The following is a 15,573-nucleotide window of genomic DNA, read 5'->3' on the forward strand; positions in this document are numbered from 1 at the left end:
TACCCCCGGGGGTATGTGGAGAGGCGGGGACCGATGTTGGTCGAGCAGTTGTACCTGGACTGCCTGTCGCAGGCGTCCTACCTGGTCGCCGACGAGACGACGGGTCGGGCGCTGGTGGTGGACCCGCGACGCGACGTGCAGGTGTACCTCGACGCGGCGGCCGAGCGGGGCGTGCGCATCGAAGGGGTGATCAACACCCATGTGCACGCTGACTTCGCCTCCGGGCACCTGGAACTGGCGGCGGCCACCGGCGCGTGGATCGGCTACGGGCGCGCCGCGCGCACGGAGTTCACGACCCGGGCACTGGCCCACGGCGACCGGATCAGCCTGGGCGACGTGGTGGTGGAGGTGCTCGAGACGCCGGGGCACACCCCGGAGTCGATCAGCCTGCTGGTGTTCGCCCACGCCACTGACACCGTGCCCGACGCCGTGCTGACCGGCGACGCCCTGTTCATCGGCGACGTGGGCCGACCCGACCTCCTCGCGTCGGCCGGGCACGCAGCCCGCGACCTCGCGGGCATGCTCTACGAGTCCGTGCACCACGTGCTGATGGCGCTCCCGGACGAGGTGCGGGTGCTGCCCGGCCACGGCGCCGGGTCGGCGTGCGGCAAGAACCTGTCGACGCAGCTGTCCTCCACGATCGGGGAACAGCGGGCCACCAACTACGCGTGCCGGCCCATGCCGCGCGAGGAGTTCGTCGCCCTCGTCACGGCCGGCCAGCCCCCGGCCCCGGCCTACTTCGGCCACGACGCGTTGCTCAACCAGCGGCACCACGCCCTGCTCGACACGGTGGTGCCGGCTCTGACGGTCGAGGAGTTCCTGAAGGTCGCGGGGGAGGCGGTGGTCCTCGACGTGCGCGACGGCACGGACTTCGCCGCCGCGCACATCGAGGGCTCGCTGAACGTCGGCCTCGACGGCCGGTTCTCCGAGACCGTCGGCGCGGTCCTGCGCCCGGACGTGCCGGTCGTTCTCGTCGCGCCGGAAGGCCGCGAGACCGAGGCGGTGGTGCGCCTCGCCCGGGTGGGGTTCGACCACGTCGCCGGCCACCTCGCCCGGCCCGAGGCGGCGTTCCTGGAGATGGTCGACCGGATCACCCCCGCGAGCCGGATCACCGCCGCCCACCTGCGCGAACTGTCCACCGGCTCCGTGACCGTCCTGGACGTGCGAGGCGCTGCCGAACGCGAGGGCGGGCTCATCCCCGGCTCGCTGCACATCCCACTGCAGCAACTCCTCGCCCGCATCGATGACGTGCCGACAGATCGGCCGACCGTCGTGCACTGCGCGGGCGGCTACCGCTCCTCCACGGCGGCGAGCCTGCTACGAGCCCACGGTCACACCGATGTCTCCGACCTGATCGGCGGGTACGCCGCCTACGCCCCGGCGACGGCCTGCGCGGCCACCGCCCGGTCCGCGACCTGAGATCCAGGGTCGGCGACAGGCGCCGCACCCTCATCCCCACATACCCCCAGGGGTATGGACCCTGAGAACTGGAAGGACGAGCAGTTGAACATCGAGGTCTCCCCGCAACAGTTCACCGCCGCGCACACCGCCGGTGCCGTCGTCATCGACGTGCGCGGCAGCCTGGAGTACATGGCCGGACACGTCCCCGACGCACTGCACATCCCGCTCCGCGAAGTGGACTCCCGACTCGCGGAGGTGCCGGCCGGACGCGTGTACGTGATCTGTGCCAGCGGGCAGCGCAGCCTCATCGGTGCCGAGATCCTACGCGGCGCCGGCCGCGACGCGTGGTCCGTGGCCGGCGGCACGGCTGGGTGGAAGGCGGCCGGTGGCCGGGTGGTGCGCGGCTCCAAGCCCGCCTGACCCCGGCACCCGGACGTCAGCTGCCCGAACGACCGGACCGCAGGCCAGCCGATCACCACGTGAGGAATACGCCATGTCCAGCATCACCGTCACCGCCGCCCTGAAACTCCTGGAGGTCTACCCCGACGCGCTCGTCGTGGACGTGCGCACTCCCGGCGAGTTCGACACCGCCCACATCCCCGGCGCGATCAATCTGCCCCTCGACCAGGTCGATCCACACCTGCAACGTATCGTCGCCGACGCCGGCGGCACCCTGCTGCTCGTCTGCCAGGCCGGTACCCGGGCCGACGCCTGCCAGCGCAAACTCGCCGCGGGCGGACTCACCGACACCCTGGTCGTAGCCGGCGGAATGAACGCCTGGACGGCCACCGACGCGCCCGTCATCCGGGGCCGCGCACGCTGGGGCCTGGAACGCCAGGTCCGCCTCCTGGCCGGCGGTCTCGTCGCCACTGCCGTGCTGGCCAGTGTGTGGTGGCCGCCGGCCCGCTACCTGGCGGGGCTGGTCGGCGCGGGCCTTGCCGTAGCGGCCCTCACCGATACCTGCGCGATGGGCACGGCACTGTCGAAGCTGCCCCACAACCGGCCCAGCCGTCGAGTCGACATCGCCCACAGTCTCACCAAATTGCGCGGGGCCACGCCGTGACCACCGTGGTTCTCGCCACGCTGGCCGCCGCTGTGCTCATCGGCGTGACCCTCGGCGGGCTCGGCGGCGGCGGGTCGATCCTGACGTTGCCGGTCCTCGTCTACGTCACCGGTGTTCCCCTCGACGGGGCGGTCACGATGTCGTTGATCGTGGTCGGGGTCACCGCCGCCGTGGCGCTCGTCCCGCACGCCCGCGCCGGGCACGTGCGCTGGCGCACCGGACTGCCCTTCGCCGCCGCCGGCATGATCGGCGCGTACGCCGGAGGCCGTCTCGCCGCACACGTGCCCGCGCAGCTCCTGCTCACCGGCTTCGCGGTCCTCATGGTCCTCACCGCCGCAGCCATGCTCCGGCCACGCCACCGGGCGGCCTCCGCAGACCCGGCCCACCGGCCGCGCGTGCCCCTCATCGTCGCCGCCGGACTGGGCGTCGGGCTGGCCACCGGCCTCCTCGGCGCGGGCGGCGGATTCCTCATCGTCCCCGCCCTGGCCATCCTCGCCGCCATGCCCATGCCCGCGGCGGTCGGCACCAGCCTGCTCGTCATCGCCGCCAACTCCACCGCCGGCATCGCCGGACACCTCCACACCACCACCGTCGACTGGCCACTCACCGCCGCGATCACCGCCCTGGCCGTCGCCGGCAGCGTCGCAGGCACCCACCTGGCAGGCAAAGCGAACCCGACGGTCCTACGCCGGGCCTTCGGCTGCTTCGTGATCGTGGCCGGAGCCGGCGTCCTGGCCCGGCAGCTCCTGACCTGACCGGCAGGACACCCGGAGCGGTACGACCCCGGACCTGCCGGGAACCTCGGATGGCGGCACCGGCAGCCGGTCCAGTGCCCGAGTCGGCAACGCCGCGCAGAGCGTGGCCGGCGGCCAACAACGGCTTCCCCTCGTCGCAGTGCTCCTGCGCTGCTGGCCCGGTGAACATGGGCGAACCGAGCCCGGGTTTCTACCAGGTGGTGGTTGAAGTCAGACGCACCGCACCTGCCCTCGCCCGGGCCGAGTCGCCAGCCGGGAACACTTCTGGGCCACCGTGTCGGCACCGGCCTCACCCCATCAGGCGTCTCTTGGCTTGCATGAACCGTTCCCGGACCGCCGGGCGGGCCGCACGCCGTGTCCGCGAACCCGCCGACGAGCGTCGACCACGTCTGATGCCCGGACCCCATCCGAGTCGGCACACTGACCAGGTGCTTGTTCAACGGAGCGCCTTCACATGCCCGGGCCACGCGTCGGGCCTGGCCACGGCGCGGGCCCGAGCCCGATCGCGTCGAGGCGCTCGTCGACGAACACAATCGGCAATCCTCGACCATCACCGAGTACCTCCCACGAACGCATCAAGTTCACGGGTCATAGGTCGAGGTTTGGCCCGTTTTGCAGTGTTGATCATCGGTGAGAACGCGTGAAAGGCCGCCCGTCATCGAGCCGGTTGCCGCAGGCCCGGCCCGCGTCATGCGGGTGGGCGGTCCAGGTGTCATGATGCTGATCATGACGCCGTTCACCATAGAGGTTCCGGAGGCGGTACTCGCCGATCTGGCGGTCCGCCTGGCGCGGACCCGGCTGCCCGCGCGTACGTCGGGCGAGCGGTGGTCCGCAGGCACGGACCCGGACTACCTTCGCCATCTGCTCGGTCACTGGGCGGACGGGTTCGACTGGCGGGCCCGTGAGCGGTGGCTCAACGCGTTTCCGCAGTACCTGGCGGACGTGGATGGGCAGACGGTGCATTTCGTACACGTCCGTGGTGTACGCGCGGCTGGTGGTCCCGTGCCGTTGCCGCTGGTGGTGACACACGGCTGGCCGTACTCGTTCGCGGAGATGTTACCGCTGGTGGAGCGGCTCACCGATCCGGCGGCCCACGGCGGGGATCCCGGCGAGGCGTTCGACGTGGTGGTTCCGTCGCTGCCGGGGTACGGCTACTCCACCCTGCCGGGCCTTGGCCCGGTGACGCCTCAGCGGATCGCCGACATCTGGGCCAAGCTGATGACCGAGGTGCTCGGCTACGCACGCTTCGGCACCTACGGCGAGGACATCGGCAGCAGAGTCAGCCACTGGCTCGCCGCTTCGCACTCCGACCGGGTGATCGGGATCCACGTGGCCCAGGCCGCGTTTCCGCCGGCGGAGCGGAGCGCCGACCTGACCGTCGCCGAGCGGGAGTTCCTGGCGTGGTCGGCCGCGAAATGGGCGGGCGGGGAGGGCTACGCCGAGATCCAGGCCACCCGTCCCGACACGCTCGCGGCGGCTCTGCTGGACTCCCCGTCCGGCCTGGCGGCGTGGCTGGTGGAGAAGTTCCAAGCCTGGAGCGACTGCGACGGCGACGTCGAGCGCCGGTTCGGCAAGGACGAGCTGTTGACCACAATCATGATCTACTGGGCGACCGGCACGATCGGATCCTCGTTCCGCCCGTACTTCGACCGGACGCACCAACTGCCGCTACCCGTGCTCACCGTGCCCGCCGGGATCACCGTCGGGGTCGGCGACCTCGGCATGCCCAGGTCACTCGCCGAGCGCACCTACGCCGACATCCGTTACTGGCACGCACTGCCGGCGGGCGGCCACTTCCTCGCCTACGAGGAACCCGGGCTCGTCGCGGCCGATGTCCGCACGTTTTTCGGCCCGCTGCGGCAACACAGCTGCTGACTGTGCGGGGTCAGGGTCTGTTCGTCATTGGCCGGCAGGGTCGGGTTGAGCCTGGCGAACCTGTCGGCGCTCAGGAACGGCCGAGCCCGGGCGATCTGGTTCAGTACCCTCACGGCTCTCTGTGACGAGCTGGGGCTTGTTCAGCGTCCGGCCGTTCCTGAAAAGCCCCACCCGGGGTGCCGCGACATCGGTCTACCTGGCGTCAGCGGCCGAGGTCGAGGGCGTCAGCGGGCTTAACACGTCGACCGCCGCCCCAAAACTTCCCGCTCGGCGTCCTACGCGGCAGCCAGACTCTGGCGCGTCAGCGCCGACCTGGTGGGCTTGGATCCAGCCTTGACCTGACATGGTCATACGCGCAGAGCCCACCGGTCGTTCCGCCGGCACCTATCCGGTGTCGTTCGGCGCGATACGCAACGCGATTCGTCACCGATCCGGTTGACTACCCGGGCCAACGTGGAAAGCACCCGACCGCGAAGGCTTGATCGGAACGTACTCGCTGGAGCGGCGGATGTGGAGCGGACGCTGTTCGCCCATGCCGAGGCCGGACTGTTCGGGCCCGCGCTGGACGCGGCCATCGCACCCAACGAAACCAGCGCAGCGCCCACAACGGTTGTTACAGGCAAAGGGTTGCCCTCGTCCGCGTCGCGGGCGGGGTTACCGAGTGACGCGCAGGGCCCACAGGCCGACCACGGCGGCCAGCACACCGACAGTGGCGACGGCCAACACGAACAGCCGGGCGAACTCGGGCAGGTCGGCGGTGAACGCCAGGACCGATAGGACGACACCGCCGAACAGGACCGCGGCTAGCAGAAGCCACGTTGTCAGGTCCAGGTCCAGGGGCATCGCGCTGGCGGGCGGCCCGGCCGGGGCACGGCATACCTCCATGACCTGATCGAGTCCCGGGTCGAGCCTGATGATCCAGCCTGCGGCGGTCAGGGCCACGGCGTAGAGCTCGGGGTGACCGGCCTCCCGCTGCGTCTCGTCGCAGCACCAGACGGAGAACGGCTTTCCGTCGTTGCCGCCCTCCACGACGAAACCCGTCGTGTTGGCGGTGCCGTTGTGCTCCCCGAAGTCGTGGAACCCCGCCCGGCGCAGGACCTTGCGGATACTCTCTCCGCTGCGGTCATGTTCGTTCCACAGCGGCCAGGCGTAGCTGCCGTACCCATACCGCGGGTCATCCTCAGACATACTGACGATCCTGGCACGATGGACATCGGCGGAACAGACCCCGAGGTACTCGACAGTCGTTGCACCGCCTCGAAGTGCCAACCCTCGCCGCCAGTCCTGGAGTGAACTCTGGCCATCATCGAGCGGGCCGTCGAGGGTGGTTCCAGCCGCCGCAGCTCCCAGACCTTGTATGTCACGGCCACGTCCGTCGAGGTGAACCTGAGTAGCAGCTCGCCGCGAACTTGAGGTCTCCGGCCGCTGCGAACTGCTGACCCGACACTGCGACCGCCAGGCCCGAGCTGGGCGGTCACAGTGCTGGGTGGTCTAGAAGACCAGGACGGCGACGAGCGCGACGCCCGAGATACTCGGTTCACCGAGGCTGGAGTCCTGTCGGTACCGGACGGTGTTCGCGCCCACGAACCCCGGACTTGGGGGCAGCGCACCAAAGGCAAAGTCGAGGGGCTTCGTTCGGCTGGCCCAGTGCTGCTGGACGGAGTAGGACGCCTGGACGTTCACCTCGGTAGTGGACGCCGACACGGGGTTGGACCGCGTCGGTCGCATTCGGCGGTGGACCGGCCGGATCTCGAACCAGCCGGGTGAGGGGCGACCGTCGCGGCCGATGGGGCGCAGTTGGCGGGCAGCGCTATTGCGTCGAATTCCGTAGCACTAACATCAGCTTGTCGAACGTGGGTCTGTTTTCTCCACAGCCGGTCATCTCATACCGTCGGGTGCCCATTGACATCGAGTAGTGAAATGCGTCTGAGCAGGTTGCGGAGCCGGGCTGGCTCAGGTCGGTGAGCAGCGCCGGGTCGGACAGCAAGGTGTTGAGTTGGGCGCCCTGGTCGGAGGTGAGACGACCGGACCGGGCGGCCTGGTCACGGCTGGTCGTTTGCCAGAGTCCGTTCGCGTCGACCGTCCACGTGTCCTGGACGCCGGCCAGGCCGCCGGTCCGGCTCACGGTGATTGGATGGTCGATGGCCTGAGTGGAGGGTTTCGGCGTGCCCATGGCGGTGGGCGCGGTGGTGGTGGGCGAGTCGCCGGTACCGCAAGCGGCAAGGGCTAACGCGGCCAGTCCCCCGACTAGGAAGACTCGTAGTGCACGCATCTGTGCTGCTCCTCGCTGGTCGTCAAACGTTGGACGAAGTGGAAAACAGGTACCGCAGCACCGGGGCGACGTCGCGCATCATAGCCGCGAATGGCACCAGAAACGCCCCACGAGGCCAGTATGCGCCCAACCCCGCCCAGTCAGGCGCCGCGATCGCCACAGTCCCTGCTTCCTGGCAGGCGTGGCCGGGATGGACGGGCACGTGTCCTGGTCTGATACCCGTCCCGCCACGGCCCCAACCACTCGTCGGGTCCATGGGCGGAGGATGCCCCAAAGCGGTCGCGGCGCACATCGTCGGCGAAGATCCGGGCGCCACCGGCGGGCACCTGATCGACGCGAAGCACGTTGCCTGCACCGGCTCACACCGCGACGCCTTCGACACCCTGTGGCTGGACGGCAATGCCACCCGGCGCAGCCAGGAAGGCCCACATCAGGACGACGATGCCGGGCGAGGGTGACGGGCACCGCCGTCGTGGCGTCCTGGCTGCCAGTTCAGGCGGGAGGCCTCGGTGGCCCCGGGTCAGTTCAGGCAGAACGCCTCGTCGAGGACGGCGGTGGCGCGCACCGCGTCGGACCTGGCGCTGAGCCGGGCCGTCAGCACAAGGTCGCAGGGTGGGGGAGGGGGTCCGTCCGCAGTAGTGGGAGCGTGCGGCACCTGCGTAGGAGCCGCCCGGGCTCTGCCAGCACCCCGAAGGTGCGAGACGCAGATCAGGTGTCTGTGACGATAACTGCGTAGGAGCCGCAGCCGCGTAGCCGGTCGCCGTAGACCGGCCCGCCGGGAGTGACCAGGGAGATGATGGTCCCGCTGGCGGGGTCGAAGTCGATATCGGCGACGGCGCCGAGGTCGTTGCCCGTGTCGGTGAGGACCCGTTTGCCGATCAGTTCGGCGGCCTTGTCGTCCAGCTCTGCGGCCCGGTCGCGTGCGGACGTGACCGCGGCGGCTGTGGGGATCGTGACGGCGTCGGGTCCGAAAGCGGTCAGGTCCTCCCAGTGCAGCGTGTCGCCCGGGCCGGTGGTCTTCCTCAACCGCAGGGCGAGGACCTGGCCGATCGTCGGATCGACGATCAGGGCCGACAACTTGCCGATGGTGCTGGCGGTGTCGGTGGTCATCACGGGATGATTCCGCGCGTCACTGAACAGCATCGCCGTCACCTCTCAGCTGGGTGCGGAACGCCTCGATCGCGGCCCCGAACCCGGCGAGGTCCTGGGCGACGAACTCCACGGCCCTGGCTGGCACGATCAGAGCCTCTCCCGACACCGACAGCGTGTCCGGCAGCGGGATCAGTACTCTGCGGCCCGCGTGGTGCAACGCGGGGGCCGTTTTGACCTCGTAGCCGACCACGTCCGTCGCGGCTCCCACCTGCAGGATCACATCCACGACGGTGCCGAGGTCGACTCCGGTGTCTGTCAGGACCCTGTCGCCGAGAACGTCACGCTCGGCGAGATCGGTGGCGTGGGCGACATCGCCGCGTTCCACCAGCACCGCCTCGTCGGTGATCATCACAGCGTCACCGCCGATGGCCGTGACCGCGGCGATCGGCAGCGCCACCCGCAACGGGCCCGCGAAAACACCCCGCCCGTTCAGGGTGAACCCGCTGACCTCTCCACTGGAGCCGTCGAAGACGACATCCTTGACCTGTGCGACATCCTCGCCAGCCAACGTCACCACTGGGCGTTTCACCAGATCCGAGGCCCGCACCAGCAACGTCATGACCCGTCACCCGGACCAGACCGGTCGCGGGGAGCGATCACCCCGCCAGAACGACGGCGGGCCTGTACCCCGAGAACACCACCCAACACCACACCCGCCGCGACGACGGCGATGATCAACCACACCCACCACTGCATCGCACGCCTCCACGCCCACCCACCCACGCGGTACGCGCCGATGTGGCCGACACCACAACCTTACCGCCCCAGCGGTGTTCGTAGCCACAGTGATCGAGGTCAGTCGGACCGGCGATGTGATCCCAATGACCATGAGTGCGCGTCAACGCAGTAGCCGGGGAGCGACGGCTATGTGGCGTGCGGTCGTGTGACGATGTTTGCGTTGCCGTGACAGTTCGATGACGTCCGGCCCGTATCGTGGCCGTGTGCCGGGGTCGGGGCTATGTTCGAAGAAGGAGACATTGATCCACAATGAACGGAGAGCACGCCATGATCACAGTGACCGGCGGCGCTGCCGCCGCCATCAGGAGGATGACCAACACGCGGGTGTACCCGGGTGCGGGATTGCGCATCGCGGCTCATGGACGGCCCGGTAGGTTCGCGTTCGCCCTGGTGTCGCAGCCCTCAGCCGGAGACGTCGCGGTCGGCGTTCCTGGGACGCAACTGTATCTCGACCGTGAAGCCACCGCGGCTCTCGGCGACGCCGTTCTTGACGCTGACGCGACTGCCGAGCGCGTCTGGCAGTTGTCCCTGCGGACGGACTGATCGACCCAGTCGGCTGTCGGCCACCGAGGTCGGCCAGTGCCCAGCTACGCCCAGGGGTGGCCGGCGGGCTCGATGGAGGTGTGTCCCGACACGAGCCGACCGTCGTGGCCAGCCCGCTGGGCCCCGCTCCCTTGACCCGGGTGCGTTCGACGACCACACTCGTCGTGGTTGGACCGCAGTCAAGGCGGGAACCTCAGGTCACTGCGTGCCACGGTTGCCTGGTTGGCGCACATGGCCAACCATCCGATTCGGCGGCTCGGATCGGCAGGCTCCGCCGGAGCAATTCGACGGGTGGACGTCCGGCTTCGCCCCGACAACTCGATGACGACTGCTAGGAGCGGCACTGATGCGTCCCCTGCGAATTCTCCTGGTAGCTGGCTTGGTGTCCCTGGCCCTCTCGGGCTGCGGCGCCGAGGAACCTTCATCGGATGCGCCGACCGTCGACCCGTCCCGTTCGACTTCAGCTCAGACGTCCGGCACGACAGCCCCCCATGTCGTCACACAGCCGATCACCGTGACCCGCACCGGCGGTCTTGCCGGCGTGCAGGACACGTGGACGGTCGACGTGAGCGGGCGCTGGCAGGCCACCAGCCGCGGCCAGGCCGCCCGGTCCGGGCAAGTTACCGCCGAGCAGGTGAAACAGCTCAACGCCCAGTTAGCCAACCCCGAGCTGCTCACCGAGCTGGGCAAGCTCGGAAATTCTGGATGCTCCGACGCCTTCAGCTACTCCGTGCAGATTGGCTCAGGCCGGTATGAGCTGACGGGCTGCGGGCAGAGCCGTCCAGCGTTTGACCGCCTTACGGCCCTGTTGCTGACCTTGACCAGCTAGCGTCCAGAGCTTGGCTTTCAGTCCGCGTGTGGCGGGGCGGGCGGGCCGCTGTCAACATGTGGGGCTCGGGACAGGCCTTGCGTAGGCACGCTGAGCCGGGCCATCGCGGTCCGTGAATTCCATGGCCGCGCTGCCCTGGACCTGGTCGACCAGCTGAACCTGCCTCGTGAGGCGGTGTGGCGGGCCTGACCGTCCTCAACCCGTGGTTGAGCGGGTTACCTGGGACATCGGGCCCGGGCTACGCCGAAGGTGATGGCGCCGGCGATGAGGAGGATTGCGAGGACCGGCCAGGGTCCGATGGCGGTCAGCCAGTCGGAGACCAGGGTTTGGATGGTGCCGAAGGTGTCGATGATCGGGTCGTGGCGCAGGTCGCCGGTGAAGATCCGGTAGGAGTACCAGCCGTAGTAGGCGACATAGATCCCGGCGAGGAGCATGAGACCACCGGCGGTGCGGGAGATGTACGGCAGCGCCCGGCGGAGTCGGTTGAGTAATGCGGACCGGGCTGCGGCCAGGGTGACGGCGAGGGCTCCGATGACCAGGCCCATGCCTGCGGCGTAGGCAATGAAAAGGCCGATGCCGCTGAGGGTGGAGCCTGAGCGGAAGCTGGCCGCGACGACGGCCAGGAACGGGCCGATGGTGCAGCCCAGTGACGCGACTGCATATGCCGCTCCGAAGATCGCCATGGACCACCAGGAGCGGATGACAGTGGGGGCCCGGCCCAGCTTCGGGACGACGGCGGGCAGTTCACGTCCGGCGAGCAGCCAAGCGCCGAGTGCTGCGAGCACGACACCGATGATGATGGTGACGATCGGTAGATGTTTGCCGATCTGCCCGGCGAACGGAGCGATGAGCAGGCCGAAGACTCCGAACACTGCCATGAACCCGGCGGTCATCGCCGAGGTGAGCAGCAGCGCCCGGCTCAGGGCAGCCTGGCGGGTGGTAGACCCGTCGACGATCAGGAACGACATGTACGCCGGCAGGAGCGCGAATCCGCACGGATTGACTGCGGCGATCAGGCCTGCGGCGAGCGCGAGGCCGACGTCTGCGCCCATCAGCGCAGCTCGGCGACCCGGGAGGCAAGTCCTGCGGCGTCGAGGGAGCCGGTGTAGGTGACGGCACCTGCGGAGTCGATGAGTACGAAGGTGTGTTGGCTGGTGATCCCGAAGCGTTTCCATACCTCGGTGCTGCCGCCGCCGAGGTGGGTGAAGCCGCCGGTCTTCGTCGCGGACACGAAATCACGCATCGACGCGGTGTCCTCGGACAGGCCCGCCACGCCGACGACCGTCACTGTCTGGGCGACCTTGGCCACGTCGGGGCCGGCGGCCCGGCACTTCGGGCACCACGGCGCCCAGAACCACAACACTGCTGGCTTGCCGGCAAGGCTCGCCCCGGCGAACTCCTTGCCGTCGAGGGATTTGGCGGTGAACGCCAGCCGCTCGGGTACAGCGGCGCTGGAGTTGGGTGCTGGTGTCGCCGTTTGGCTGGCGACAGTGGCCAAAGTGCCCGGATCGGGCGTTGTGCCGCCTGCCTCCCCGGTGCCGCACCCGGTTAGGGCGAGCAGACCGGTGAGCACCAGAGACGCGAACCTACGGTGAGCACTCATCAACCCGACTCCTCCGACTCATTGCTTCAAGCCCAGCCTATGCGATGCCTGCGGGACCCTGCCGAGGCGAGATCTTACGAAGCGGCAACGGCGTCCGCCGAGGTTCGCCGCACCGGCTCGGGTGTCATGGGCTGGTGCTCGCGACGTCGGTCATGACATCCGGCTTTTCTGCGATAAGGAGTCCGTAGCCGAGTGTCCCGTCGGTGATGGCCGCGCGGGCCGCGGCCAGGATGGGTGCGGCCCGCGCGAAGTCAACACCGAGAGCTTCGGCCCGCTCACGGGCGGTGATGCGCACGAGGGTGAGGCGGCCTTCGATCTGGTCGATCATGCGGCTCATCGCGCGGTGGTGCCGTTCGACGTGGGTGACGCGGAGGCCCGCGGTGGTGAGGAGCTCGGCGTATTCGTCGAGGGGCTGGGCGTCCGCGACGCAGGCGATCCAGGCGGAGAGGGTGGTCAGTTCGGGTGGGAGTCGGTCGGGGTCGGCGGTGACGTCGGTGATGCCGAGCCGGCCGCCGGGGCGTAGGACCCGGGCGAGTTCGGCGGTCGCTGTGTGCTTGTCGGGGAACGTGCACAGTGCGCACTCGCACAGCACCGCGTCGAAGGTGCCTGCGGCGTAGGGCAGGTCCTCGGCGTCGGCGACGGTGAAAGACACCTGGGGGTCCAGGCCGGCCGCGGCGGCGGCACCCTGGGCGAGGGCTATGTTGACGGCGGACAGGTCAACACCGTCGACCCTCATCTGGTACTCGGCCGCCATCAGCAGCGCCGTGCCGCCCCGCCCGCAGGCCACGTCCAGGACCCTACCCCCGGAAGGGGGCGCCAGGGTGGCGGCGAGATGGCGGGTGAGGGTCAGCCCTCCGGGGTGGTAGGCGTCGCCGAGGAGCAGCGCCACCACGTCGGAGCCGTACACGGCCGCGCAACACGCCTTGGTCTCCGCGGCGTCCGGCGTCGGGTCGTTCATCGGATGCTCTGACCGGTGTTGGTGGTGTCGGGTGTGATCGGTCCGTCGCTTCGGTCCTCATCGCGGACGGGAGTGGGCACGGTGGCGATCTTCGACCCGTATGGCGAGTCGGTGAGGATCGGTTGGAGCCCGGTGGCGTTGGGGACGACGTCGGCGATGTCGACGCCGGACATCTGGGCGCGGACCTGTTCGCGGTATCCGACGGAGTTGTAGGCGCAGAATGGGATCATCCTGCCGTCGGGGGTGATCTCCTCGACGCAGCATTTCATGAGTTGGCGGACGTTGAGGGTGTAGGGGTCCTGGAAGTCCTGGATGACGATCATGAACGCGCGGTCGGTGAGGTGCGCGATCGCTTCGGGCAGGTTGACGCCGCACGCGTCGGCGCAGTCCAGTGCCGCCGCGACCTGTGCCAGGCGGTCATCGGTGGCGCCGGTCCCCATGAACGCCGACGCCGACCACAGTTTCTCCAGGGCCTCGCGGATCGCGTAGTCGGGCACGACCCGGTTGGACACGTAGTCCAGGTAGTCCTCGACGTTGATCAGGCGCGGGATCGGCACCACGCCGAAGTCCGGCTGCCCGGGGGTGCCCTCGGTCAGGAGGTAGGTGATCGACCGGCAGGTCGGGAAGCAGCAGGGGACGGGGAAGAAGTCCGACGCCTGGAACCAGTCGGGGCGCTGGGCGGCGATGGCGTGGATGATGTCGGAGTTCGTCAGCCTTGTGAGCGGGTCGAACTCGACGTGGCGCCCGGAGTGGGTGACCGGCTGGAACGCCACCGACCGCACGGCCGGGTGGGCCAGGCCGTGTTCGATGATCGCGCCGAGTTCGTACTCGTTGAGGTCCTTCTCGACGGCGGCGACGAGGGTGACGGTGAGGCCGGCGTCGGCGCAGTTGTCCAGGGCGCGTTGTTTGATGGCGCGCAGGTCCCGGCCGCGGATCTCGCGGTGGGTGCGTTCGTCGAGGCCGTCGAACTGCAGGTAGACGTTGACGGCGCGTCCGGGGCGGTTGCGTTCGCCGAGCGCGGTGACGAATTTCTTGTCGGTGGCCAGGCGGATGCCGTTGGTGTTGAGGTTCACGGCCCGGATCGGGCGGGCCTGGGCGGCGTCGATGAACTCGAGGATCTGCCGGTGGATGGTCGGTTCGCCGCCGGAGAACATCACCACCTCCGCCTCACCCTCACTGGCGACGAACACGTCGAGCATGGCCTCGCACTGGGCGAGGGTGATCGAGTACCCGTCGCTCTGGTGGCCGGAGTCGGCGAAGCAGATCGGGCAGTCCAGGTTGCAGCCGGTGTTGACCTCGATGATCCCCAGACAGGCGTGCTGCTTGTGCTCCGGACACAGCCCGCAGTCCGACGGGCAGCCGTCCTTGACCTCGGTCTGGAACGTCAACGGGATCGTGCCGGGCTTGTTGAACCGCGCGGAGTCCATGTACATCTGGGCGTCACCGTAGACCAGGGCCTCGAACGGGCCGTGTTCCTTGCAGCGCTTACGCAGGTACACCTTGTTGTCCCGGATGTTGACCTGCGCGTCGATCACCACCTTGCACACCGGGCAGATCGACTTCGTGTACTCCACGAAGACCTCGTCCCGGTCGCGCTTGGCAGGCTGGGGCGCACTCATGTGGTCTCCTCAACGGTTTCGACGGTGACGCCGTTCCAGAACGCGACCCGGTTCCTGACCCGCCGCGCGAAGGGGGTCGGGTGCCGGTAGTACCAGGCGGCGTCGGGATTGACCACACCGTCCACCGTGATCGTGTAGTAGGAGGCGATGCCTTTCCACGGGCAGATCGAACGGGTCCTCGCCGGGGTGAAGTGCTCCATGCGTAGGGACTCCGGCGGGAAGTAGCGGTTGCCCTCGACCACCACCGTGTCGTCGCTGTCTGCCAGCACCACACCGTTGAACACTGCCCGTACCCTCATCGCGCTGTCACCTCTCCTCGATCGGCGGCGGCGTTGGCCGCCGCGTGCCGGGCACGTAGCCCGGAACGGATCATGATCGCGGCGTACAGCAGCAGAAGGGCGTCCTGCGCGAGGACGAAGGCGCTGAGCCGCTGCGACAGATAGATCCCGAAGCAACCGCAGTTGGCCACCGACACACCCCGCAGATACGCCTGCGCGCCGAGGATCGCCCACACCGCCGACACGGCCGTGTACACCCAGACCGGGGTCAGCGCGTGCGAGCGGGGCCGGGCCAAAAACCACACCCCGCACACCACCTCGCCGGCGATCACCACGCCCGCCAGCCAGGGCGACACCCCTGCCGGCAGCAGGTCGTAGGCGTCGAGAATGCCGGACATCCGCCGCCAGGACGCGGCCTGCCCGACGGCCATCGCCGTGTACACCGCGCCGAGAATCATCCGCAACATCACCCCTGCGACGCTACGGC

General features: G+C 69.2%; 19 protein-coding genes. 9 read left to right on the forward strand and 10 right to left on the reverse strand.

The genetic code is table 11. The features are described 5' to 3' along the window. Positions 1-33 precede the first annotated feature (33 nt). The 6 genes from AB0M43_RS35900 (at position 34) to AB0M43_RS35925 (ending at position 5,331) form a co-directional block, all read left to right on the forward strand. Entirely contained in the window at positions 34-1,419 is a 1,386-nt protein-coding gene (locus AB0M43_RS35900; RefSeq protein ID WP_363731437.1) for an MBL fold metallo-hydrolase, read from the forward strand. Positions 1,420-1,473: 54 nt separating this feature from the next. Then, a complete protein-coding gene (locus tag AB0M43_RS35905) occupies positions 1,474-1,821 on the forward strand; it encodes a rhodanese-like domain-containing protein (protein WP_363731439.1) in 348 nt (115 codons plus the stop codon). Between the two features lie 73 nt (positions 1,822-1,894). Continuing rightward, a complete protein-coding gene (locus AB0M43_RS35910; protein ID WP_363731442.1) occupies positions 1,895-2,464 on the forward strand; it encodes a rhodanese-like domain-containing protein in 570 nt (189 codons plus the stop codon). After that, a complete protein-coding gene (locus tag AB0M43_RS35915; protein ID WP_363731445.1) occupies positions 2,461-3,219 on the forward strand; it encodes a sulfite exporter TauE/SafE family protein in 759 nt (252 codons plus the stop codon). The genes AB0M43_RS35910 and AB0M43_RS35915 overlap by 4 nt, the downstream gene beginning before the upstream one ends. 726 nt (positions 3,220-3,945) lie before the next feature. Further along, positions 3,946-5,094 carry an epoxide hydrolase family protein gene (locus AB0M43_RS35920; RefSeq protein ID WP_363731447.1) on the forward strand — a complete coding sequence of 383 codons (1,149 nt, stop codon included), beginning with the start codon at positions 3,946-3,948 and terminating at the stop codon, positions 5,092-5,094. Between the two features lie 27 nt (positions 5,095-5,121). Beyond that, complete coding sequence (locus AB0M43_RS35925; RefSeq protein ID WP_363731450.1) at positions 5,122-5,331, forward strand: helix-turn-helix domain-containing protein; 210 nt, start codon at positions 5,122-5,124, stop codon at positions 5,329-5,331. Positions 5,332-5,748: 417 nt separating this feature from the next. On the opposite strand, the gene AB0M43_RS35930 is transcribed toward AB0M43_RS35925, so the two are convergent. Together AB0M43_RS35930 and AB0M43_RS35935 are read right to left on the reverse strand one after the other, a co-directional pair. Then, positions 5,749-6,282, reverse strand: coding sequence for a hypothetical protein (locus tag AB0M43_RS35930; RefSeq protein ID WP_363731452.1), 534 nt, complete (start codon positions 6,280-6,282; stop codon positions 5,749-5,751). 622 nt (positions 6,283-6,904) lie between these two features. After that, positions 6,905-7,366 carry a hypothetical protein gene (locus AB0M43_RS35935; protein ID WP_363731454.1) on the reverse strand — a complete coding sequence of 154 codons (462 nt, stop codon included), beginning with the start codon at positions 7,364-7,366 and terminating at the stop codon, positions 6,905-6,907. A gap of 254 nt (positions 7,367-7,620) precedes the next feature. On the opposite strand from AB0M43_RS35935, the gene AB0M43_RS35940 reads away from it, so the two are divergent. Further along, positions 7,621-7,824, forward strand: coding sequence for a hypothetical protein (locus tag AB0M43_RS35940; protein ID WP_363731456.1), 204 nt, complete (start codon positions 7,621-7,623; stop codon positions 7,822-7,824). Positions 7,825-8,074: 250 nt separating this feature from the next. Here AB0M43_RS35940 and AB0M43_RS35945 read toward each other — a convergent pair whose 3' ends face one another. Together AB0M43_RS35945 and AB0M43_RS35950 are read right to left on the reverse strand one after the other, a co-directional pair. Then, positions 8,075-8,476, reverse strand: coding sequence for a PRC-barrel domain-containing protein (locus AB0M43_RS35945; RefSeq protein WP_363731458.1), 402 nt, complete (start codon positions 8,474-8,476; stop codon positions 8,075-8,077). A 19-nt stretch (positions 8,477-8,495) separates the two neighbouring features. Beyond that, complete coding sequence (locus tag AB0M43_RS35950; RefSeq protein WP_363731460.1) at positions 8,496-9,077, reverse strand: PRC-barrel domain-containing protein; 582 nt, start codon at positions 9,075-9,077, stop codon at positions 8,496-8,498. 446 nt (positions 9,078-9,523) lie between these two features. Here AB0M43_RS35950 and AB0M43_RS35955 point away from each other — a divergent pair, with 446 nt between their 5' ends. Further along, positions 9,524-9,799, forward strand: coding sequence for a hypothetical protein (locus AB0M43_RS35955; protein ID WP_363731462.1), 276 nt, complete (start codon positions 9,524-9,526; stop codon positions 9,797-9,799). Between the two features lie 382 nt (positions 9,800-10,181). Continuing rightward, on the forward strand, positions 10,182-10,628 hold the full coding sequence (locus tag AB0M43_RS35960) for a hypothetical protein (protein WP_363731463.1): 447 nt from the start codon (positions 10,182-10,184) through the stop codon (positions 10,626-10,628). A gap of 215 nt (positions 10,629-10,843) precedes the next feature. Here AB0M43_RS35960 and AB0M43_RS35965 read toward each other — a convergent pair whose 3' ends face one another. The 6 genes from AB0M43_RS35965 to AB0M43_RS35990 all read right to left on the reverse strand — a co-directional run bounded on the left by AB0M43_RS35965 (position 10,844) and on the right by AB0M43_RS35990 (position 15,556). Beyond that, a complete protein-coding gene (locus AB0M43_RS35965; protein WP_363731464.1) occupies positions 10,844-11,680 on the reverse strand; it encodes a cytochrome c biogenesis protein CcdA in 837 nt (278 codons plus the stop codon). Beyond that, complete coding sequence (locus AB0M43_RS35970; RefSeq protein ID WP_363731466.1) at positions 11,680-12,231, reverse strand: redoxin domain-containing protein; 552 nt, start codon at positions 12,229-12,231, stop codon at positions 11,680-11,682. The genes AB0M43_RS35965 and AB0M43_RS35970 overlap by 1 nt, the downstream gene beginning before the upstream one ends. A 124-nt stretch (positions 12,232-12,355) precedes the next feature. After that, the gene (locus AB0M43_RS35975; RefSeq protein WP_363731469.1) at positions 12,356-13,189 is read right to left on the reverse strand and encodes a methyltransferase domain-containing protein; all 834 of its coding nucleotides are present in this window, start codon (positions 13,187-13,189) and stop codon (positions 12,356-12,358) included. Beyond that, a complete protein-coding gene (locus AB0M43_RS35980) occupies positions 13,186-14,808 on the reverse strand; it encodes a radical SAM protein (protein WP_363731472.1) in 1,623 nt (540 codons plus the stop codon). Before AB0M43_RS35980 ends, AB0M43_RS35975 begins: the two co-directional genes overlap by 4 nt. Then, a complete protein-coding gene (locus tag AB0M43_RS35985) occupies positions 14,805-15,107 on the reverse strand; it encodes a DUF427 domain-containing protein (protein ID WP_363731475.1) in 303 nt (100 codons plus the stop codon). The genes AB0M43_RS35980 and AB0M43_RS35985 overlap by 4 nt, the downstream gene beginning before the upstream one ends. Further along, entirely contained in the window at positions 15,104-15,556 is a 453-nt protein-coding gene (locus AB0M43_RS35990) for a MauE/DoxX family redox-associated membrane protein (protein WP_363731477.1), read from the reverse strand. Before AB0M43_RS35990 ends, AB0M43_RS35985 begins: the two co-directional genes overlap by 4 nt. Positions 15,557-15,573: the final 17 nt, after the last annotated feature.

This window comes from Longispora sp. NPDC051575 (assembly GCF_040681875.1).
GTDB lineage: Bacteria > Actinomycetota > Actinomycetes > Mycobacteriales > Micromonosporaceae > Longispora.